This is a genomic window from Gammaproteobacteria bacterium (assembly GCA_015709635.1).
In the GTDB taxonomy this organism is placed as follows: domain Bacteria; phylum Pseudomonadota; class Gammaproteobacteria; order Burkholderiales; family Nitrosomonadaceae; genus Nitrosomonas.
Genome location: CP054180.1, coordinates 2096029 through 2118368, shown reverse-complemented (window position 1 = coordinate 2118368; position 22340 = coordinate 2096029). Strand labels below are relative to the sequence as shown.

At 47.7% G+C, this 22340-nt stretch carries 17 protein-coding genes and 3 pseudogenes; 19 read left to right on the top strand and 1 reads right to left on the bottom strand.

The features are described from left to right. Positions 1 to 135 precede the first annotated feature (135 nt). The 9 genes and pseudogenes from HRU78_10075 to HRU78_10035 all read left to right on the top strand — a co-directional run bounded on the left by HRU78_10075 (position 136) and on the right by HRU78_10035 (position 12061). Complete coding sequence (locus HRU78_10075; GenBank protein ID QOJ23949.1) at positions 136 to 3339, top strand: TonB-dependent receptor; 3204 nt, start codon at positions 136 to 138, stop codon at positions 3337 to 3339. A gap of 148 nt (positions 3340 to 3487) precedes the next feature. Then, complete coding sequence (locus tag HRU78_10070; protein ID QOJ23948.1) at positions 3488 to 3775, top strand: hypothetical protein; 288 nt, start codon at positions 3488 to 3490, stop codon at positions 3773 to 3775. 126 nt (positions 3776 to 3901) lie between these two features. Further along, on the top strand, positions 3902 to 5500 hold the full coding sequence (locus HRU78_10065) for a hypothetical protein (protein ID QOJ23947.1): 1599 nt from the start codon (positions 3902 to 3904) through the stop codon (positions 5498 to 5500). A gap of 374 nt (positions 5501 to 5874) precedes the next feature. Next, a complete protein-coding gene (gene pstS, locus HRU78_10060; GenBank protein ID QOJ23946.1) occupies positions 5875 to 6918 on the top strand; it encodes a phosphate ABC transporter substrate-binding protein PstS in 1044 nt (347 codons plus the stop codon). 109 nt (positions 6919 to 7027) lie between these two features. Further along, a complete protein-coding gene (pstC, locus tag HRU78_10055; GenBank protein QOJ23945.1) occupies positions 7028 to 7990 on the top strand; it encodes a phosphate ABC transporter permease subunit PstC in 963 nt (320 codons plus the stop codon). A 9-nt stretch (positions 7991 to 7999) separates the two neighbouring features. Then, complete coding sequence (pstA, locus tag HRU78_10050) at positions 8000 to 8845, top strand: phosphate ABC transporter permease PstA (protein ID QOJ23944.1); 846 nt, start codon at positions 8000 to 8002, stop codon at positions 8843 to 8845. Positions 8846 to 8853: 8 nt separating this feature from the next. Next, complete coding sequence (pstB, locus tag HRU78_10045; protein QOJ23943.1) at positions 8854 to 9633, top strand: phosphate ABC transporter ATP-binding protein PstB; 780 nt, start codon at positions 8854 to 8856, stop codon at positions 9631 to 9633. A gap of 1097 nt (positions 9634 to 10730) precedes the next feature. Beyond that, positions 10731 to 10823: pseudogene (locus HRU78_10040) on the top strand (PEP-CTERM sorting domain-containing protein). Between the two features lie 1148 nt (positions 10824 to 11971). Beyond that, a pseudogene (locus tag HRU78_10035) lies at positions 11972 to 12061 on the top strand (PEP-CTERM sorting domain-containing protein). Positions 12062 to 12239: 178 nt separating this feature from the next. On the opposite strand, the pseudogene HRU78_10030 reads toward HRU78_10035, so the two are convergent. After that, positions 12240 to 12653, bottom strand: a pseudogene (locus tag HRU78_10030) (transposase). A gap of 439 nt (positions 12654 to 13092) precedes the next feature. On the opposite strand from HRU78_10030, the gene rpsT reads away from it, so the two are divergent. The 10 genes from rpsT to secG all read left to right on the top strand — a co-directional run bounded on the left by rpsT (position 13093) and on the right by secG (position 22317). Next, entirely contained in the window at positions 13093 to 13359 is a 267-nt protein-coding gene (rpsT, locus tag HRU78_10025) for a 30S ribosomal protein S20 (protein ID QOJ25008.1), read from the top strand. Positions 13360 to 13660: 301 nt separating this feature from the next. Beyond that, positions 13661 to 15373: a hydroxylamine reductase gene (locus HRU78_10020; protein QOJ23942.1), complete on the top strand. Its 1713-nt coding sequence runs from the start codon at positions 13661 to 13663 to the stop codon at positions 15371 to 15373. Next, positions 15370 to 16404 (top strand): hydroxylamine oxidation protein HaoB, encoded by a 1035-nt coding sequence (gene haoB, locus HRU78_10015; GenBank protein QOJ23941.1) that lies wholly within the window; start codon positions 15370 to 15372, stop codon positions 16402 to 16404. The genes HRU78_10020 and haoB overlap by 4 nt, the downstream gene beginning before the upstream one ends. Positions 16405 to 16504: 100 nt before the next feature. After that, positions 16505 to 17224, top strand: coding sequence for a cytochrome C554 (locus HRU78_10010; GenBank protein QOJ23940.1), 720 nt, complete (start codon positions 16505 to 16507; stop codon positions 17222 to 17224). Then, on the top strand, positions 17224 to 17925 hold the full coding sequence (locus tag HRU78_10005; GenBank protein ID QOJ23939.1) for a NapC/NirT family cytochrome c: 702 nt from the start codon (positions 17224 to 17226) through the stop codon (positions 17923 to 17925). The genes HRU78_10010 and HRU78_10005 overlap by 1 nt, the downstream gene beginning before the upstream one ends. Positions 17926 to 18215: 290 nt before the next feature. After that, complete coding sequence (gene pstC, locus HRU78_10000; GenBank protein QOJ25007.1) at positions 18216 to 19145, top strand: phosphate ABC transporter permease subunit PstC; 930 nt, start codon at positions 18216 to 18218, stop codon at positions 19143 to 19145. Positions 19146 to 19192: 47 nt separating this feature from the next. Continuing rightward, a complete protein-coding gene (pstA, locus tag HRU78_09995) occupies positions 19193 to 20119 on the top strand; it encodes a phosphate ABC transporter permease PstA (protein QOJ23938.1) in 927 nt (308 codons plus the stop codon). A 4-nt stretch (positions 20120 to 20123) separates the two neighbouring features. Beyond that, positions 20124 to 20921 carry a phosphate ABC transporter ATP-binding protein gene (locus HRU78_09990; GenBank protein ID QOJ23937.1) on the top strand — a complete coding sequence of 266 codons (798 nt, stop codon included), beginning with the start codon at positions 20124 to 20126 and terminating at the stop codon, positions 20919 to 20921. Positions 20922 to 21160: 239 nt separating this feature from the next. Next, positions 21161 to 21916 (top strand): triose-phosphate isomerase, encoded by a 756-nt coding sequence (locus tag HRU78_09985; protein QOJ23936.1) that lies wholly within the window; start codon positions 21161 to 21163, stop codon positions 21914 to 21916. A 17-nt stretch (positions 21917 to 21933) separates the two neighbouring features. Next, complete coding sequence (gene secG / locus HRU78_09980) at positions 21934 to 22317, top strand: preprotein translocase subunit SecG (GenBank protein QOJ23935.1); 384 nt, start codon at positions 21934 to 21936, stop codon at positions 22315 to 22317. The last annotated feature ends 23 nt before the right edge of the window (positions 22318 to 22340 follow it).

Genomic DNA, 22340 nt, shown 5'->3' with positions numbered 1-22340 from the left:
GCGATTCCCCGCCGCCGCATTTTTATCGATGCCGCCTTAACACCACCACCCCGCGACGCTTTCCTTTTCGATTAACTAAGAATTGATCTTCATGCGCAACCGGTTTGCGGGTGGAGAAGGGGCTTGTTACGCCAAATGAATACAAAACTAAAAAAAATTTTCTGGGCCTGCTGCTCATTTTCGATTGTTTTAATAAGCGCCGCTGCCTGGGCAAGCGAGGAAAAAGCTGAGTTCGCGATTCATTTGTTTCAAAATGGTTTGCCGGTCGCAGATGCCGAAGTATCCATCAGCAGCGAATCGTATGACAAATCCAGCGCAGTCCTGATTTTTGAAGCGACTCCGGCCACTTACAGCTGGCGGCCGGGGGGCGATGCGCCGCTGAAAACCAATGCGAGCGGAAGTTTGGCCGGGAAACTGCCGCCCGGATTTTATCAATTCACTATCAAAACAAAAAAACAGGAATTTACTTTCGACCTGCCATTGCGTCCCGCTGAGAACGCGCAGATTCTTATTACTTTCTATGCCGGTAAGAAGAAACCGTTGCTGAATATCGAAAGTTCTGTGGCGGGTACGATGGCGGGATCGGAAAAGGTTGGGGAAGTGAAGCGTGATGAGGGTGAAGGAACGATTACGGTGCAAGTGATATCGGCGGAGACACAAAAGCCGGTCAAAGACGTGCAAGTTTTTTTTAGCGGTTTGAAACAAAAATTCCGCACCGATGAACAAGGTCAGGTTAGCGCAACCATACCGGCGGGCAGTTACAGTGTTTCCCTGCTGCACAACGCTTACAGCAGTCAGACCTTGGATGAAGTAAAAATTGAAAAGGATCAAAGCACGCCGTTAAGCTTCAAGCTAACGCCGGCAGGCGTGGAGTTGGCCGAATACGTGGTGCTGGAGCCGCATCTTGCCGGAACCGTGGCATCGGTGATCGAGGAACAACGCACGGCAACATCGGTGGCGACGGTTTTGGGTGCCGAACAATTCAGCCGGGCGGGCGACAGCGATGCCGCCAGCGCGCTGCGGCGGGCTTCCGGGTTAACGCTGGTAGGCGGTCAATTCATTTTTATCCGCGGCCTGGGTGAGCGTTTTTCCTCGACGCTGGTCAATGGCGCCGCAATCCCCAGTCCGGATGCGACCCGGCGTGTCGTGCCGCTGGATTTGTTTCCGACCAATATCCTGGAAAGTGTGATGGTGCAAAAAACCTATTCGCCCGACCGTCCCGCGGAGTTTGCCGGCGGTACGCTGGAGATGCGCACGCGTGGAATTCCCGATGCGTTTTTCTTTAATCTGAATTTGCAAGCGGGCCTCAATGACAATACGACGTTTCAGGACGGCCTGGCCTACAAGGGAGGTGGGCTTGATTTTACGAGCTTCGACGATGGTGCCCGTGCATTGCCGGATTCGATTGCAGATGCGACCAAGGATGGCGGGACGATAAGGCCGGCATCTGTTTTTAATCCCACCGGCTTTACGCCCGCGCAGATCGAGCGGTTTGGTGAAGATTTATCCGGTGTATGGAACGTCGACCGGAAAAAACGCGCACCCGATACCGGTATTCAGGCATCCGTCGGCGATAGCTTCACCTTCGGCGATTTCCGCCTGGGTTATATCGGTGCGGCCGGGTGGAAACGCGAATTCAGGAAACAGAATGAAATTAACCGGGAATTTGTCGCCGCCGACACGGGTGACGGCAGCTTGCGGAAGATTCAGGATTTTTATATGCAGCGCTCGTTAAGCGAAGCGCAGCTGACCGGTTATGCGGGCACGGAATTGCAATACAAAGATCATCACAAGCTATTCGCCAGAACGATGTTTCTGCGCCAGGCGTTCGATGAAGCCAGGATCTCGCAAGGATTTACCGATGCGGAAACCAACGATATCCGCAGAACCAGGCTGAAGTTCTTTTCCAATCAACTGCTGATGGCCCAAGTAGGCGGAGAACATCAATTCGATTGGTTGAAGGATTTTTCCATAAACTGGCTGTATACCAACGCCACCGCCAACCGGGATGAGCCTAAAACGCGCGATTACCGTTTTGACGCCGATAGAGAAGGTAACTATTTCTTTGCGCAACGCGCGGATAATAACCAAATCATGTATGCGGATTTGGTCGATAAGGATCAGAGCTGGCGGGTCGATGGAAAACTGCCGGTACAACCGTCGTTCAATCATAAGGTGATTTTAGGCAGCGGTTTTATCACCCAGAGCAAATCAAGAGATTCGACGATCCAGCGGTTCAATTACTTTCCGGTCGGTCCGGATGGGTTTAATCCGGCGGTTTTCGCGCAGTCGTCGTTGCAAAGCATATTGCAGCCGCAGTATATCGGCAGCAATGGATTTCAGCTGCGCGATGTGACGCGCCCCAGCGACAAGTACAATGCTAGCCAGGATCTCTTTTCTTACTACGGGAAAGTGGATTGGCTGATGTACGACCGGCTCAACATTACCGGCGGATTGCGCTGGGAAGACAACGATCAGCGGGTTAATACCTTCACGCTGAACAACAATCCTACGACAGCCCGGTTGAGCCGGGTGGATATGCTGCCGTCCGCGGTCGCCACGCTGTTTCTTACCGCTAAGCAGCAGCTGCGCGCCGGTTTCAGTCAAACGTTGTCACGCCCGGATTTCAGGGAATTATCGTCAGCCCCGTTTACCGATATCAATACCAATCAGGAAACTGTCGGTAACCCCAACCTGAAGCAAACGGCCATTACCAATTGGGATTTGCGCTGGGAATATTACTTGTCGCCGACAGAAAATATTTTTGCCGGATTTTTCTGGAAAGATTTGACTCGACCGATCGAGTTGGTTGCGGTGCCGGGTACCGCCGGTCTCAATACCTATCAGAATACCGATAAAGCGAGGATTTTCGGATTTGAGTTGGAGCTCCTGAAAAAATTGGATTTTGTGCATCCCGTGTTACAGAATTTTTATGTCGGTGGCAACTACACCTGGTCGGCCTCGAATGTGCAATTGAATGCCGAGAATCTGAAAGCGCAAACGACCAACGACCGGCCGCTGCAAGGTCACTCCGCGCAAATCGTCAATTTTCAGATCGGCTATGACAATCCGCAGTGGAAAACGCAGGCTACCCTGTTATACAACGTCTCCAGCAGACGCATTATGGCGGCCGGCGTGCTGGGTGCGCCGGATAAATACGAGCAACCCGTGCACCAGCTGGATTTTGTCTTTAGCCAGAATTTGTATAAAGGATTGTCGATGCAAGTTTCCATGCAAAACTTGCTCGATTCCGAGATTCGCGTGACCCAAGGTGACGAGGTCACCCGGGCGTTCCGCCGCGGGCGCTTTTTTAATCTCAGTGTGCGCTTGGCGTATTAATCAAAATTTTTTCAAAATAAGCAGCACGAGCTGCTGCCGGTAAATCCTCTCAGCGGTTCAGTCTGCATTAATTTTCCTCGGGTTAAAGTGGTATCCGGCAGCGGGAAGTTTTCCGCACGGACAAACCATTTTTGACGAGGATTGCATCATGAAAAAATTCTTCCTTTTGTTAACTGCAGTTGCATTGGTTATGCTGCTGAGCGGTTTTCGCGCACCTAACGGCAATATCATTTCCAAGGGTGATTTAGCGGATAAGCTGCTGATCAATATGGGCGAGCCGCATATCCGGATGGATCTGGGACTTGTGCAAACCCGGGCTTTCGGCGGCATTATCTATATCAAGCGGGAAGTCTGGACTTACCGCATAGATGACTATAACTACCGCTTTATCATTGAGAACGGGCAAATTGTCGCGGATCATTGGACTAGGTTCTAATTGTTTCGGTAATGATCAAGGTGGGGGTAGTTTGATAGCGATATCAGTTTTCATATTCACGTAATACCACTGTCATTTGGGCTTGATAGATTTGCATACTCAAAACAACTCTGAGGTAAGCAAATTATGTTTAAGCCAAGTCATATAAAAAAAATAATTACTGCATCAGCAGTTTTGCTGAGTGCTACCGCACTGAACGGGCACGCAGCAACTGCAACTTTTGATCCGGCAACGGGTATTGTCAATCTGCCTGTCGTGGAAGTTTTAAGCGGCAGCACATCTTCATTCTACAGCGCGCAATTGCAATTAAGCGGCAGCGATCTGCAGTTGATTGCCGCCAGTCCCATTGCGGCAACGACCGGTCAGCGTAACGTTTTTGATTCCGATACCAGCGCGGTGCACATCGCGTCGGTTACCGTCGGAGCGGATGATTTTTACACAAAATTAAAGTTAGTGCCCGGTTCCAATCCCTTGCGTTTTGCCGTGGATCAGCTTGTCAATAACGCATTCCAAGGTTGCCCGAGTTTTGCAACGGCAGGTCCTAGCGCCGGTTCTTGTATGTTGAACGGTGAAATAAAAGCGGATGTCACTCTGACGAAAAACATCAATTGGATTTTATCGGGTGGCGTTTATGTCGGCGGCAATAACACACAAAGTGCAACCCTTACCATTAATCCCGGCACCAAAATCTTCGGTCAGTCGGGAGCGGATTATCTGTTCGTGAGACGCGGTTCCAAAATCATGGCGGAAGGAACCCCGGATAATCCGATTGTGATGTCCGGTCCATTGCAACAATCACCCGGTGAATGGGGTGGCTTGCTGATCGCCGGTAATGCGCCGATCAATGGTTGTAATGTGGGTGTGCCGCTGTGCGAAGCGCCTTTTGAAGCGATTACGTCGGAATTTTTCGGCGGTAACAATCCAACCGATAACAGCGGTGTCATTAAATACACGCAAATTCTTTTTGCCGGATTTGCCGTCCGTCCGGACGAAGAACTCAATGGCTTGACGCTGATGGGTGTCGGTTCAGGTACGGTGATTAATTATGTACAAGTGCATGCCGGTTTGGACGACGGTGTGGAAATGTTCGGCGGTACGGTGCGGATGAAGCATTTGGTGTTGACTGACAATCGTGACGATGCGTTCGATTGGACCAGCGGCTTCAAAGGCCAGGCACAATTCGTTCTGGTGAAACAATCCGCCGGTATCGGTGACCGCGGTATCGAAGCGGATAATAACGAGAAAAACCACGACAGCCTGCCACGTGCGCATCCTGTTTTATCCAACTTCACCATTATCGGCCGCAATGATACCGGTGCTACGGAAGGTATTTTGCTGCGCCGCGGCACAGCGGGGAATATTTGGAATTCTGTCATTACCGGTTCACCGGTTTGTGTGCGGATTGATAGCGCATCGACTTATGCCAATGCCGGTGCTCCAGGTAGTTTAACGGGCGAATTGACGATGCAAAATTCTTTTGTTCAGTGCGCTAAGAATTTTGCGGATGGAGATGGTGCGACGTTTAAAGTATCTGATTGGTTCTCGTCTCAACCGGAAAATAAAGCAGAAGATCCATTGCTGGATGGTTATTTACCCAAAACCGGATCGCCTTTGACATTAGGGGGTGCTGCGGTTGGCGATGCGTTCTTCGATGTCGTCGATTTCGCAGGCGCATTCAAAGACGCAAGCGATGATTGGACCAAGGAATGGACTTTCCCGTTTTAACCGGCTCTACGGTGATTTCATTTCATTTACTCGCCATGTTTCCGGTGGTTTATTGATCACTTAGACAAATGCGAGTTGCAGGTTGATGGTCATCTACGCTCCCCTCTAATAGTGTAGATAAAACCGCTTAGCCCAAGCACTTCGACTGGAGAAGTGTCACGACGATCCAAGAGATCGGGGGCGTTTTGAATTGGGTTCTATTTTCTGACTGTAAGTCGTTTTCTTCTCGAAGTGGGCCTCCCGGCTGCCGCTGCCAGTGGCAGATTCATCCCGGGAGGTTTTTCATGTATACCGGTTTGTCATATTCCTGTCATATCAGCCAATTAAGATTTCTACCTCAATGTGTACGTTATTTCCTAGTGGGAGAATGTTAGATGAAACTGCGATTTGGCTTATTACTTATTTCTATTGCTGTATTTTTTGTTACTCCGGCAATTGCTGCCGATATCACCGGCGCCGGTGCGACTTTTCCTTACCCGATTTATGCCAAATGGGCGGATGCCTATAAAAAAGTAACCGGCATCCGTTTAAATTACCAATCGATTGGTTCCGGCGGAGGCATCAAGCAAATCAAGGCCAAGACTGTCGATTTTGGTGCCTCGGATAAACCGCTGACGGTAGAAGAGCTGGAAAAAAGCGGTTTGACTCAATTTCCTACCGTTATTGGCGGCGTAGTGCCGGTAATCAATTTGGAAGGCGTAAAGGGAGGTGAGATCAAATTAACCGGAGTTGTTCTTGCCGATATTTTTCTTGGCAAAATTAAAAAATGGAATGATCCGGTGATTGCCGAATTGAATAGCGGCATTCATTTACCAGCCAATAACATTACCGTGGTGCATCGCGCGGACGGTTCCGGCACAACTTTCCTGTTTACCGATTATCTGAGCAAAGTCAACGCGGAGTGGAAAGAAAGGATCGGTGCCGATGCTTCGGTAGCCTGGCCAATCGGTACCGGTGGGAAAGGTAACGAGGGCGTTGCCAACTTCGTGAAGCAAATCAAGAATTCAATCGGCTACGTGGAAGCGGCTTACGCCAAACAGAATAAAATGAGTTTTGTGCAATTGCAGAATCGCGACGGTTTTTATGTCATACCGGCCGAAGACAGCTTCAAGGCGGCTGCCATCAATACGCTCTGGGACAAGAATGCGGGATTTTACGAGATTCTTACCAATAAACCCGGGCAGAACAGCTGGCCCATCACCGGTGCTACTTTTGTGCTGATGCATCAAGCTCAGGAGAATCCTGCACAAGCATTGGAGGTGTTGAAGTTCTTTGAGTGGGCTTATGCGCACGGTGACGAGATAGCTTTGGAGCTCGATTACATTCCATTGCCGGACGATATCGTGAAGCTGATTGAGGATTCCTGGAGAACAAGGATCAAGGGTAAGGCAGGTCAAGTGATTTACGCAGCGCAATAAGCATCGGTAAAAAATCCAAGATTGCCTAATAACCATGCGCCATCATTTCCTGCTAGCGGTTATCACTAAAATAAGCCTTGCGCGCCTTCAATCCGGCGTGACAAAAACGATGTCAACAGCACACGCCGCAACAAAATTAAAAAGGCAACGGCTCCTTGATTCGATATTCCGCAGAGCAACTTTATTTTTTACGATGGTTGTTTTTCTGCTGCTGGCTGCTTTAATCGGCTCTCTGATTATCGGCAGCTGGCCGGCGCTACAAACGTTCGGTTCCGATTTTCTATGGAGTACGCAGTGGAATCCGGTCACGGAGAAGTTCGGTGCGCTGGTGCCCATCATCGGGACATTGATTACTTCGCTGATTGCATTGTCGATCGGGATTCCGGTCAGTTTTGGCATTGCGCTGTTTCTGACCGAATTATCCCCACCCTGGTTACGTCGTCCGCTAGGGACGGCCATTGAACTGCTGGCTGGTATTCCCAGCATTATTTACGGTATGTGGGGATTGTTCGTATTTGCTCCTTTTTTTGCTCAACATATACAGCCGTGGATTCAGGGTACGTTGGGCGAAATCGCGGGAATCGGCTTTTTGTTCGAGGGCGCCTTCATGGGTATCGGCATGCTGACGGCCGGTATTATCCTGGCTATCATGGTAATTCCTTTTATTTCTTCGGTCATGCGCGATGTTTTTGAAGTCGTCCCCGCGCTGCTCAAAGAATCGGCCTATGGGCTAGGTGCGACGACCTGGGAAGTTATTTGGTATGTGGTTCTTCCGTACACTAAAAGCGGTGTGGTCGGCGGGATTATGCTCGGTTTCGGCCGTGCGTTGGGTGAGACGATGGCGGTTACATTTGTCATCGGCAACTCACACCAGTTGCACGCATCGCTTTTCATGCCGGGAAACAGCATCGCTTCCGCATTGGCGAATGAATTCACGGAAGCCGATGGCGATTTGTATACCGCGGCCTTGATCGAGCTAGGGCTGATTTTGTTCCTGATCACTTTCGTGGTGCTGGCTTGCTCTAAAATTCTTTTGTTACGATTGAAGAAGCGTGAAGGTACTGCTTCCTAAGGCCATATTATGATTTCCATTTATACCCGCCGCCGTATCGTTAATGCAATCAATCTGACGTTTTCCGTTTTGGCGATGCTGTTCGGCTTGTTTTGGTTGTTCTGGATTTTGTTGACTCTGTTCGATAAGGGGCTGAGCGGAGTCAGTCATACTATTTTTACGCAAATGACGCCGGCACCGGGCGATACCGGCGGTTTACTGAATGCGATTTTTGGCAGTCTGGTCATGGTTGCGCTGGCGACATTCATCGGTACGCCGGTCGGTATCATGGCTGGCACTTATTTGGCTGAATTTGGTCAACGTGGATGGCTTGCACCGGCTACCCGCTTTGTGAACGACATATTGTTATCCGCGCCATCCATTGTCATCGGTCTTTTTGTTTATACGATCTATGTCGCCAAAGTCGGTCATTTTTCCGGCTGGGCCGGCGCACTGGCACTGTCATTGATCGTTATCCCGGTTGTCGTGCGCACCACCGAAGATATGCTGCGGCTCATTCCCAATAGCTTGCGCGAGGCCGCGATCGCATTGGGTGCGCCGTACTGGAAAGTGGTTACGCTGGTCACTTGGCGCGCTTCCAGGGTTGGCATCATGACCGGTATTTTATTGGCGGTTGCGCGCATTAGTGGTGAAACGGCGCCTTTGTTGTTTACCGCGCTTAACAATCAGTTCTGGAATGCGGATATGAACCGCCCGATGGCGAATCTGCCCGTCGTCATTTTTCAATTTGCCATGAGTCCTTACGAATACTGGCAGGAATTGGCTTGGACCGGTGCGTTGTTGATCACGCTGAGCGTTCTTGGATTAAATATTGCGACGCGCTTTTTCTTGCACAAAAACGACCTTTTAAACTGAAATCAAAAATGACTGACGACCATTCACCGGCGGATATTGCAAAAATCACCATTAACAATTTGAATTTTTATTACGATTCGTTTCATGCGCTGAAGTCGATCAGCATGCAGATTCAGAAAAATAAAATCACGGCTTTCATCGGCCCTTCCGGTTGCGGGAAATCGACCCTGCTACGCACGTTGAATCGCATGTATCAACTATACCCGAGCCAGATCGCCAAAGGGGAAGTCATGGTGGACGGCGCGAATATTCTCGACAAGGCGCAGGATTTAAATATTTTGCGTGCCAAAATGGGGATGGTATTTCAGAAGCCAACGCCATTTCCGATGTCGATCTTCGATAATGTGGCATTTGGTGTGAAATTGTATGAAACGCTCAATCGTTACGAATTGGCCGAACGGGTGGAATGGGCGCTACAAAAAGCTGCACTGTGGGAGGAAGTCAAGGACAAATTGAATCAAAGCGGCACCAGTCTTTCCGGTGGTCAGCAACAGCGCTTGTGTATTGCGCGTACGATCGCGGTGAAGCCCGAGGTGGTGCTGTTCGATGAACCGACTTCAGCGCTCGATCCGATTTCCACCGCGCGCATCGAAAATTTGATCTTCCAATTGAAGGAAGATTACACCATTGCGATTGTGACGCATAACATGCAGCAAGCAGCTCGTGTTTCCGACTATACCGCTTACATGTATCTGGGCGAATTGATCGAGTTTGGCGATACCGATACGATTTTTACCAAGCCCCGGAAGCGCGAGACGGAAGATTATATTACCGGTAAGTTCGGTTAAGCGCTTCAAGTTTTCACGAGACTCATTTATGAAACCCGACGGCGCATTTCATCCATAAATCCACTTGTAAATTTACCGGCACGAAGAACATTTCTCCCTTTTTGTTAGTACATATGTACTAATAAAAAGGGAGAAATGTTCTATGTACTTAAGGATTTACAAAACTATAATTAAGCACGTTGGTGTTGTGGATGAATCTCTGGGTTGAATCATATTTAAAGTGGCGTAGCAGAGTGAATGACTTGAAGCTGACTGTCGGCGTAGTACGAATAACCGGTTTTTGTTGCAATCTTAAATTTATGGAGTGAATTATGAAATTCGCATTGAAAAAAAGTTGTCTTGCACACGCAGTAGCTTTTGCGTTGTGTGGCACATTTATTACTGCAGCACAAGCTGCGCCTGTTACGATTAGCGGTTTTGGCACTACCTCCGCTAGAATCGATAATGCCGGTTACTTTTCTCCTTCTGGCGCGCTCGGTTTGAGCTTCAATGGTAGAGAATTCGTTAATCACGGTACTTTTGCATCCAATTGGTGGTTAAATGCCAATGGTGCTTCGGTTGCAATTGCTGACGAAGCGACCGGAAGCAATCCCTTGGGATCAACAGCTTTTGCTGTCGGCGGTAATATTGCCGTTGTTACCAATCTTGGTGGCGGCGTCGGTGGCTGGAGTGTGGTGGAAGTTGTGAGCATTCCTACCAGTGGTCATGTCGCTGTTAAAGTGCAGCTGACAAATAATACAGGTGCTACAGCCAATCACGTGCAGTGGGGTGTTGGCATTGATCCGGACCAGGGTATTCCAGGTGGTGTTGGGTTTGGTACCACTAATATAATTAATGGACTGGGGAATCTTGCCTCCGTATCAGCAATAAGCGCGGATGGATGGGCATTGACACTGCATAACACCACGAGTGCTTCAGCATTTGCGATCGCACCGTATGTTGATCCCATCGCTTGCTGCAGTCCGATTGATCCTGCCGTCATGTTAGCGGCAGCTCAAGGTATCGGTAACTACGGTTTTGCAGATCATTCCATCAATTTGGCTTATGATCTTGGCTCTGTTCCGAATCACCATACGGTCAGTTTTGGTTACGAATACATCATGGCTGTCCCGGAACCAGAAACATATGCCATGCTTATCGCAGGTCTTGGTTTAATTGGTTTCTCAGCGCGCCGCCGTAGAGTGCTGTAGTCAGTATAATCATTTAATACTGAAAGCCACAGAGAAATTGTATTTTTCTGTGGCTTTTTTATTTACGGGCTTAATAAGGGCTCCGATTTAAATATTGTGCTTTCAGAATCACAAAAGTCTTTGCTGTAATGTGAAAATCGCAATTAATTAGTACATATATACTAGAAAAGTAGGCGCAATGTACTAGGTATTTAAAGGAAGGATGTCCTATGTACTTCAGGATTCGTGTACTTATAATTAAAAATACTGAAATATAGAATGAATTTCAGACAGGAAGATATTCAGAATGTTATAAAAATAAGTGATTTGAGACTTAAGCCTAGTCATAGCTTATGTTGCAATCCTTAATTAAAGGAGTAGTCATTATGAAACTCGAGTGGAAAAAGAGTTACCTAGGACAAGTTGCCGCGATTGCACTATACGGTATGTTTACCGCTACGGCGCATGCTGCCTCAACTGTAGTTAGCGGTTTTAGTACTTCCGCCACGATTGATGATGCTGGTTATTTTTCTCCTGCTGGCTCACTTGGTTTAAGCTTCTTGGGGAGGGAATATGTCAATCACGGTACCTTTGCATCCAACTGGTGGTTAAATGCCAATGGCGCGACTGTTGCAGTTGCTGATGAAGCTGTTGGAAACAATCCATTGAGTTCTACAGCTTTTGCGGTAACAGGCAATGTCGCCATTGTTACGAATATTGGAGTTGGTGGCGGATGGAATATAGTTGAGACGGTGAGTATTCCCATTGATGGTCATGTCGCAGTGCAAGTTCAATTAACCAATAATACGGGTGCTACTGCAAACCATGTAGAGTGGGGTGTTGGCATTGATCCTGATCAAGGTGTTCCTGTTGGGCTTGGGTTTGGTACCACTAACGTAATCAATGCATTAGGAAATCTTTCTTCAGTAACGGCAACAAGTCTGGATGGTTGGTTGTTAACGTTGCGCAATACGACCAGTGCCTCCGCTTTTGCGATCGCGCCTTATGTTGATCCGTCTGCTTGCTGCAGTCCGGTTGATCCTGCAATTATGTTGGCTGCGGGACAGGGGGTGGGTAGTTATGGTTTTGCGGATCATTCCATTAACTTGGCCTATGATCTCGGCTCTATTCCGAATCACTACTCGGTTACAATCGGCTACGAATATGTTACGGCTGTTCCAGAACCGGAAACCTATGCGATGCTGCTGGCAGGTATTGGTTTAGTCGGTTTTTCAGCACGCCGACGCAGGGTAGCATAATATAACAATTGCTGTATTGTGAGATTAGAAACCACAGAGAAGCGACTTTTCTCTGTGGTTCTTTCTGAGTCCTGAATGCCCAGATTCAATCGAATTCCGTAAAGTGACTCTTTATTGTTACTAGGAAAACGCTGAACAAATTCCGAAGTTTGAGATAATAGTGTTTTCTTTTCCGATGCGTGGGGGAGATCTCGGCCCCGTACATCTCTTCCAGATGACCCTGAATCTCTCGCACCGTCATACCATGGGCATACAGTGACAGAGTCCTGTCGTCGAAGCCCGTCCAGTGGGTTTGATGCTTGGGGGCGATCTCTGGCTCAAAGCCGCCGCAGCGGTCACGCGGAATTGCGATCGGCAATTCGCCAAACTTGCCTTTGAGCGTCTTCTTGCTCTTGCCATTATGGGTGTTGCCGGCAGGGTTGGCAACCGGCTCGTTGCGGGTATGACCAAGGTGTTCAGCCATCTCGATTTCCAATGCCCGCTCGACCAATTTCTTGGTGAGCTGCTTGAGCAGATCATGCTCATCTATCAAATCCTCGGGTTTCTTGTAATCGACCAGCAGGCTATCGATCAATTCGTTACTTACAGTCATTTCTACTCCTTAAAAAGTAATGACGGCTTCCCGTCAAATGACCGTTTACACAGAAGTTCTTACATCCTCTAGTTTTTTGGTAGATAGGCAGTCTCACCTTGTTTTTCTGGTTTGAAGTAATTTGATCCACGTGTTCAAATATTGATTTCTTCTTGCTCAACATCAATTTTCCATTACTTCGAAGTGTCTTTTTGTTATCAGTCGCTTGAAACTATTTGATCACGCTAATATTAATTTTCGGGTTTCGAGCTGCTTCAATTCGTATTCCTATATCCGCGATCTGGCACAAACCGATCGTTTTCAATTTAAGTAGTTACTATTTTTTCTTATTCTTGATTGGGGGAGCTTCTTCGGAGTGTCGAACCCTATCGATGGTTGCAATAAGGAAAAAAAGGAAGTAGTATTCAAACCTTTTTCTTTGAAAGGAGCTTGGATTTTTATGGCTAATAGTGCACAAGCAAGAAAGCGTGTGAGGCAGGCGATTAAGCGTAGGGAATATAATGTTAGCTTGCGGTCTAAATTACGTACTGCAATTAAATCAGTAAGAAAAGCGATAGATAATGGAAATAAAGAGCTGGCTCAAAATGCGTTTAATAGCTCCTTGAGGACTGTCGATTCAATCGCTGGCAAAGGTATTATTCATAAAAATAAGGCCGCACGTTATAAAAATCGGCTATCAGCTGCAATCAAGGGAATGAATAGCTAAAAGAAAAAATTCTATTTTTCTAGTAAAATCAATAAAAATTGAGTAGATTAAAAGTTAGATATTTTTAAGGGTTTTAAGGGGGGTGCACCGTTTTCCCCTTGACAGTGAAGAGGTGACTCAGTAGTCTACGGGAGGCATGCTGTCTGGTTTTTTGAAGGTAGAGTAAGAGAGCGGACAGCGAAAGAGTCGTTATGGATACTGGCTGGTATTGGGGGTATTCAAGGATGGTCGAGAACAAGAAGAAGAGAAATAGGTAAGTAAGGTATAAGGGAAGCAATATGGAAAACCAAAGGAGAGAGAGATGAAAGGCAAGCTATGGCCGAAGGTATTGGCGGTGATGCTGGGAGGGTTGCTGATAGGAGCGGCGCACGCTGACATACCGACTGTACCGAACGAATTATACGAAGCACTGAAACTGGATCGTGCGAAAGTAACGCCGAAGGAACTGCACGAAGCGTTAGTGAAGCGCTACAAGGATCCTGCGCAAGGAGCGGGACGGGGCACGCTGGCGCAATACTGGGAACCGATACCGTACGGGATTTACCTGGACCCGGCGACATTTTACAAATCACCGACCACTAACAAAGAAGTGGCAAGCCGCAAAGAATGCGTGGAATGCCACACCGACGAATCACCGGTATGGGTACAAGCGTGGAAGCGTAGCAGCCATGCGAACCTGGACAAGATTCGCAATTTGAAAGCGGGCGAACCTACTTTTTATAAGAAAGCCAAACTGGAAGACATCGAAAAGAACCTGCGCTCGATGGGCAGACTGGCTGAAGGGGAAAACCTGAAAGAAGTTGGCTGTATCGACTGCCACGTCGACATTGGCGCGAAGAAAAAAGCCGACCACACCAAAGACATCAGAATGCCGACGGCGGACGTCTGCGGCACCTGTCACTTGGCAGAATTTGCGGAACGCGAATCGGAACGCGACACGATGATCTGGCCGCACGACCAATGGCCGGACGGACGCCCATCGCACGCACTGGACTACAAAGCCAACGTGGAAACCACCGTATGGGCGGCGATGCCGCAACGCGAAGTAGCCGAAGGCTGCTCGATGTGCCACACCAACCAAAACAAATGTGACTCATGCCACACCCGTCACGAATTCTCAGCAGCGGAATCCCGCAGACCGGAAGCCTGCGCAACCTGTCACAGCGGCGTAGACCACAACAACTGGGAAGCGTACTCCATGTCCAAACACGGCAAAATTGTCGGCATGCTGGGCAACCAATGGAACTGGGAAGCACCGCTGAAAGACGCGTATGCAGTGGGCAAACAAAGCGCACCGACCTGCGCCGGCTGCCACATGGAATACGAAGGCGAATACAGCCACAACATGGTCAGAAAAATCCGTTGGGCGAACTACCCGTTTGTTCCTGGAATTGCGGAAAACATCAAGAGCGAATGGTCGGAAAAACGTCTGGACTCATGGGTGGTTACTTGTACCCAATGCCACTCGGAACGTTTTGCCCGCTCCTACCTCGACCTGATGGACAAAGGCACTTTGGAAGGACTGGCTAAATACCAAGAAGCCAACGCCATCGTACACCAACTGTACAAAGAAGGCCTGTTGACAGGACAAAAAACCAACCGTCCTGCACCACCTGCACCGGAAAAAGAAGGCTACGCCTACTTTGCTCAACTGTTCTGGTCGAAAGGCAACAGCCCTGCAGCGATCGAACTGAAAGTGCTGGAAATGCATGAAAACGACCTGGCCAAAATGCACGTAGGCCTGGCGCACGTTAACCCGGGCGGCTGGACCTACACCGAAGGTTGGGGTCCGATCAACCGCGCCTACGTTGAAATTCAAGACGAAAACACCCGCATCCGTGAAATGGTTGCACTGCAAGAACGTGTTAAAAATCTTGAAAGCAAGAAAACCAGCCTACTCGACTTGGACGGCACAGCAGAGAAAATCTCGCTGGGCGGTTTAGGCGGTGGCATGCTGCTAGCCGGAACACTGGCACTGGCAGGCTGGCGCAAACGTAAGCAAAGCGAAGCTTGATAAGCGCTAACGCAGAAGACCGCACAGCCAAGGCAGTGCGGTCATCGGGAGACAAACTACTCCCGTCATTAGGAATCCTCCTGGTGACGGGAGGTTTGCTTTTACTGGGCTGGTTTGCGTATTTATGGTTCAAGCCGGTACCTGTCCCCTATCACTATCAACTGGTTGCGGAAGGCAATAGCGAGAAGTTCAGCAAAATGGACCTATCGGGCTGGCCGGAACTGAAACTGAGTCAATACAAAGTACAAGCGGACGGAGTAGCCAAACCGATTGCCGAATTCATGGTAGCGCGGCAGGACGATGAAGCACCGGTACTGATCTACTGGAAGAACAGCACCAACGAAATACTGTACAACTTCGACCGCAAACCATCGGAACTCAGCGCACTGGCCGCGGTGATCAAAAGGCACGCACCGAAAGACGCCCTGATACTGTCATGGTGGGACACCTCGCGGCAAATCAAACTGCTCACCGGCAACGACACACTCTTCACCAGCCACCTGAACGAACCGCTGATGATACCGGTACCCTGGCTGGAACAAAGCGAAGCGATCCAAGCGTATGAAAACCAATTCTGGGGAAGCAAAGCCAGTCAAAAAGAACGCGCACAATTCAAGCGTTTCAGCGAAGCCCTGACCGCCCCTGCGGAAGAAGGCGTCAAACAACTGCGGGAACTGGTAGGCTCAGACCGGGAAACCTACCTCATCGTCCACGTCACCGACCTGTACAAAGCAGGGCTCATGCACCCGGACAAAATCGGCGTAGCGTTCCAGAACTTCCCGATGACCGGCAACATGCACGGCATGATCAACCAAATGAAAGTGCAACTGAAGGAAAACGACTTCAACACCTACACGCTGCAATCGGTTGCGGACGAAGAAATCAGAGTATTCTTTTTGAGCGACGAAAAAAGCAGCCAAACCCTGCTGGCCAGAATGCTACCGTTTGTCGACAAAAAAGCCCCGACGGAACTGGACGTAGCGCAACTGATTTACCAACAAGGCGGCTACTGGGTCTACAAACTACCGTAGGCGGAAACGCGAGCAAAATAGCCATTTACACAATGCGGCGATAGCGTACAATACGAAGCCATCAAAAACTTGAATTAAAAAAGCATAAAGGAGGAGAAGGATGAAACACCCAATAACCTATATACTGGCTGTTCTGGCGACGGCCGCATTTTTTTCAGGTGCAGCGATAGCGGACACCTTTGAAGGACGCGCGAAATGCAGCTCCTGCCACAAATCGCAAGCCAAATCCTGGAAAGGCACCGCACACGCCAAAGCGATGGAATCGTTAAAACCGGGTGCGCGCAAAGAAGCCAAAGTTAAAGCCAAACTGGATCCGGAAAAAGACTACACCCAGGACAAAGACTGCGTAGGCTGTCACGTTGACGGCTTCGGCAAGAAAGGCGGCTACACCATAGACGCAGCGAAAAAACCGCTGGCGGCAGTCGGCTGCGAATCCTGCCATGGCCCAGGAAAGAACTACCGCGGGGATCACCGCAAAGCAGGACAAGCATTTGAAAGCAAAGGCACCACCACACAACGCAAAGTGGTTGCCGACAAAGGGCAAGACTTCCAATTTGAAGAAGCCTGCGCAGCATGCCACCTGAACTACGAAGGCTCACCCTGGAAAGGCGCGAAAGCCCCTTATACCCCATTCACCCCGGCAGTCGATGCAAAATACACTTTTGACTTTGACAAAATGGTCAAAGACGTCAAAGCAATGCACGAACACTACAAACTGGACGGCACCTTCGTAGGCGAACCGAAATTCAAGTACCATGACGAATTCCAAGCCAGCGCCAAGGAAAAGACAGGGGACAAAAAAGATAAAGGAAAAGAGTAATGACAGGCATACAAAAAGGAGCGATAGGCACACTGCTGACAGGCGGGTTGCTGGGCATCGTACTGGTAGCGGTCGTATTTGGCGGAGAAGCGGCGTTATCGACCGAAGAATTCTGCACCAGCTGCCACTCGATGACCTATACGCAAAAGGAACTGAAGCAATCGACGCACTACGGCGCACTGGGGGTGAATCCTGGCTGTAAGGACTGTCACATACCGCAAGGGTTCAAGAACTTCCACCTGGCCGTATATACCCACGCAGTGGACGGAGCGAGAGAACTGTACCTGGAACTGATGAATGACTACTCGACGCTGGAGAAGTTTAACGAGCGTCGTTTGATCATGGCGCACGATGCGCGGATGAACCTGAAGAAATGGGACAGCATCACGTGCCGGGACTGCCATAAGAACCCGAATCCGCCGGGAGCGGATGCGCAGGAAGCGCACAAGAAGCTGAAGACGGAAGGTGCGACATGCATAGACTGCCATCAGAACCTGGTGCATGAAGAAGCACCGAAGACCGACCTGAATGCGAGCTTGAAGGCGGGTAAGCTGGTATTGGTGAAGGAAGAGGATGAAGGTGGTGGAGGGGAAGACGAGGAAGAGGACGAGGATGAAGGCGAAGGTGCGAGCAGCGGTGCTGGCAGCTCAGCTACGAGCTCGGAAGCCTCAGATGATGAGGACGATGACGATGAGGAGTAGTCTTCAGCAAATCTTGGGATCCTGAAATAGAAAAAATAAAATTCTGGAGATATTTACATCTCCAGAATTTTTTTATGAGTATAAAAAGAAAAGCATCGTAAAGAGAAGAAATCTGTAGATAGATTTTAAACACGAAAGTGATAAAAATTTCACCGAGTAGATAAAAATGTGTTTAAGAAATCTAATAAATCAATGCTAATCCCAGGTGTTCTGAAAAAATGAAGCTGGTTTTGTGTTGATGGACGATCCTCTTACGATAAATGCTTCAACTCAGAGAAGGGCTGGCCATTTTGACGGAAGAGTCACGTAATAAAACTCATGCTGGCAAGCTAGGATATAGCTTTCGCCGCCACATGCACGAGCGGCTTATTGAAGCTCTCTTGCTCTTATCGGCAATGCTATCGATAGCGATCATGCTGGCGATTATTGTGATGCTAGTTAAAGAGTCATTTGTGTTTTTTCAACATGTATCGGTTTGGGAATTTATCACCGATACTCAATGGACACCCTTATTCGATGATGCTCATTATGGAATAATGCCATTAGTTTCGGGTACGGTGGTCAGTTCGTTGATTGCATTGCTGGTTGCACTCCCTTTGGGAACTATCATTGCGATTTATCTTTCCGAATTTGCACCCTTTACTGTACGTGAAATGGCGAAACCCTTCCTGGAATTGCTGGGTGGTGTTCCGACCGTTGTGTATGGTTACTTTGCATTATTATTTGTTACGCCGATGCTGCAGATTATCTTTCCTGAGTTACCCGGTTTTAATTTGTTATCAGCCGGATTGGTAATGGGAATAATGATTATCCCTTATGTCAGCTCGATGACTGAAGATGCAATGCGCGCTGTGCCCATGAATTTACGTGAAGGCTCTTACGCAATGGGAGCTACGCGTTTCCAAACCGCCATCCGTGTTGTTATGCCAGCCGCGTTTTCAGGGATAGCAGCAGCTTATATTTTAGGTATATCACGTGCAGTAGGGGAAACAATGGTGGTGGCAATTGCGGCAGGCATGCAACCCAATTTGACATGGAATCCGATGGAGCCGGCAGCGACAATTACAGCTTATATCGTGCAGGTGAGTCTGGGAGACTTGCCCCATGGCAGTATCGGCTACCAAACCATTTTCGCTGCAGGCTTAACTTTATTATTGATAACGTTAGTATTCAATATTATCGGACATATATTACGCAAGCGGTACAGAGAAATTTATTAACGCAAGAATCAGTGAAGCCATGAAGATATTTGCGGCGGTGTAGTGTGATGAAAAGAATGAATGATCTGGAAGAAATCAGAATAATCATTGGGTTGCATAAAAGATGGGATCTGATCTTCATGATTACTGGAATTATTGCCCTTATGATTGCAGTATTAACCTTCATGGCTTTGTTTGCCCATATGCTAATCGACGGAATGCCGCGATTGTCATGGGATTTTTTTACATCGTTTCCGTCGCGGCGACCTGAATCAGCGGGAATTTTATCAGCCTGGGTTGGAACAACGCTGGTGATGCTCGTAACGGCAGTTGCAGCGGTGCCGCTAGGAATAGGATCGGGTGTGTATTTGGAAGAATATGCGGCGAAAAATTTGTTGACGGAAATTATTGAAATTAATGTTACTAATTTAGCGGGAGTTCCTTCCATCATTTATGGTTTGCTCGCGTTAGGTTTGTTCGTGTATCAACTCGGTTTTGGGCAAAGTATATTAGCCGCAGGACTTGCTTTGGCACTCTTGATTCTGCCGGTTGTGATTGTCGCTACTCGCGAAGCGATAAGATCGATTCCCGTCTCGATACGGGAAGGTGCCTATGCACTCGGTGCGACCAAATGGCAAACGGTTTCAGATCATCTATTGCCGTATTCATCCGCGGGAATTCTGACCGGAATTATTATTGGCCTAGCTCGGGCGATAGGTGAGACTGCACCGATTATTACGATCGGAGCGTTAACATTTATTGCTTTTTTACCACCTTCACCGGTAAAAAGTGAATTTCCTTATATATCATTTGAATGGTTAACTGCGCCATTTACCGTGATGCCGATACAAATGTTTAATTGGGTATCGCGTCCTGAAGAGGCGTTTCAATTAAACGCAGCGGCAGCCGGGTTGGTATTGGTTGTGATGACACTCGCAATGAATGGCTTGGCAATTTATTTACGCTATCGCATGCGAAAAAATATTAAGTGGTAAGGGAATGATGCAGATTGATTCGGAAAAAACGTTAGAACCGGTTCAGTATAAATCGGAAGTTAAGAATCTCAGTTTTTATTACGGTGGATTTAATGCGCTGAAAAAGATCAGTATGGTCCTGCATGATAAGAAAATTACCGCCCTGATCGGACCATCGGGTTGTGGGAAATCAACATTTCTGCGCTGTTTTAATCGTATGCATGATTTATATCCCGGTAATCGCTACGAAGGAGAAATTATTCTTCATCCTGATGACGTCAATATTTTGGCTTCTAATGTTGATCCGATAGAAGTGCGAATGCGCATCAGTATGGTTTTTCAGAAACCGAATCCTTTTCCCAAATCTATCTATGAGAATGTTGCGTACGGTTTACGTGTGAGAGGAATTAAGCAGCGCGCTGTTTTGGATGAAAAAGTTGAAGCCGCATTGCGTAATTCAGCATTATGGGATGAAGTAAAAGATCGTTTGCATGATCTGGCTTTTAATCTTTCTGGCGGGCAGCAACAAAGGCTGTGTATTGCGAGAGCTTTGGCAACGGATCCTGAGATACTCTTGTTTGATGAACCGACTTCCGCGTTGGATCCGATTGCAACGGCAAGCATTGAAGAATTGATAACTGATTTAAAGAATAAAGTCACGATTTTGATCGTTACTCATAATATGCAGCAAGCCGCCCGAGTATCTGATTACACCGCCTATATGTATTTGGGCGAGCTGATTGAGTTTGATGTAACAGATACAATTTTTATCAAACCCAAAAATAAGCAAACGGAAGATTATATTACTGGCAGGTTCGGTTAATTGTAACGAATTCGGTAATCAATGATGAGCATAAGCATATGCTGATTAAAGCATATGTAAGGACAATTAATACGATTATTGCGGGTATGTAAAATGCGGTGAATGAAAAACAGCCATGTTTTTTAATACGATAAATTTCAATTTGTATCAAGCAGTGATGAAAATGGAATCACAATTGACTTGGTAAAGAATCGAATGTAGCATCACACCCTTTTAGGAAGTCGAGGTAAGAAGTAAAAATGCGCGAAAAGATGGTTGCCGGTAACTGGAAAATGCATGGTAGCTTGGCCGATAATAAACAGTTGCTTGATGCGGTTATAGCGGGCTTAAATGGATGCAATGAAGCTTGTTTCGTGGTTTGCGTTCCTTATCCTTATCTTTCATCGGTACAAAATACATTGCAGGGCACAAATATTGTTTGGGGTGCTCAGAATGTCAGTCAATACGAAAAAGGTGCCTATACAGGAGAGATTTCAACGTCAATGTTGAAAGATTTCGGATGTCGCTATGTCATTGTTGGACATTCGGAAAGAAGAGCATTATTTGGTGAAAGCAATTCTGTTGTTGCAGAAAAATACTTGGCGGCACAGCGCGCCGGAATTACTCCTATTTTGTGCGTAGGTGAAACACTTGAGCAGCGCGAAACTGGAATAACCGAACAAGTTATTGAAGATCAACTAGCAGCAGTTATCGGATTGGCAGGTGCCGAATCTTTAGGTAAATCAGTGATTGCCTATGAACCGGTATGGGCTATCGGTACAGGTAAAACAGCATCGCCCCAGCAAGCTCAGGATGTACATTCATTTATCAGATCAGAAATAGCGAAAAAGAATGTGACCGTAGCCGAAGAACTGACTATTCTTTATGGTGGCAGCGTTAAAGCGAACAATGCAACCGAACTATTTGCTATGCCGGATATTGATGGCGGCTTAATTGGCGGAGCATCACTTATTGCCAGTGAATTTGTATCGATTTGTCGCGCTTTGCATCATTAATTCGAAGGGAGTTCATATTGGAAATTTTAGTTTGGGCAGCGCATGTTTTGCTGGCGATAGTCTTGGTAGTTTTGGTATTATTGCAACACGGTAAAGGTGCTGATATGGGAGCTGCATTTGGTAGTGGTTCTGCAGGTAGTTTGTTTGGTGCGAGTGGATCAGCTACATTTCTAAGTCGTGCTACCGGTTTTGTTGCTGCTATGTTTTTTGTTACCAGTATGAGTTTGACTTATCTGTCAGCTAATAAAACTGAGAATTCAGGTGTAATGAGTTTGATGGATCAGATTGAAGAATCTGAAAGTGTATCTGCGACAGAAAATGAAACGAAATCTGTCAAGGATCGTAATCAGGATGTATCTGAAGTGGAAGATAGCTCAAAAGTCAATCAAATACCGGAATAGTAGCTACGGTTTTATTATGGCAG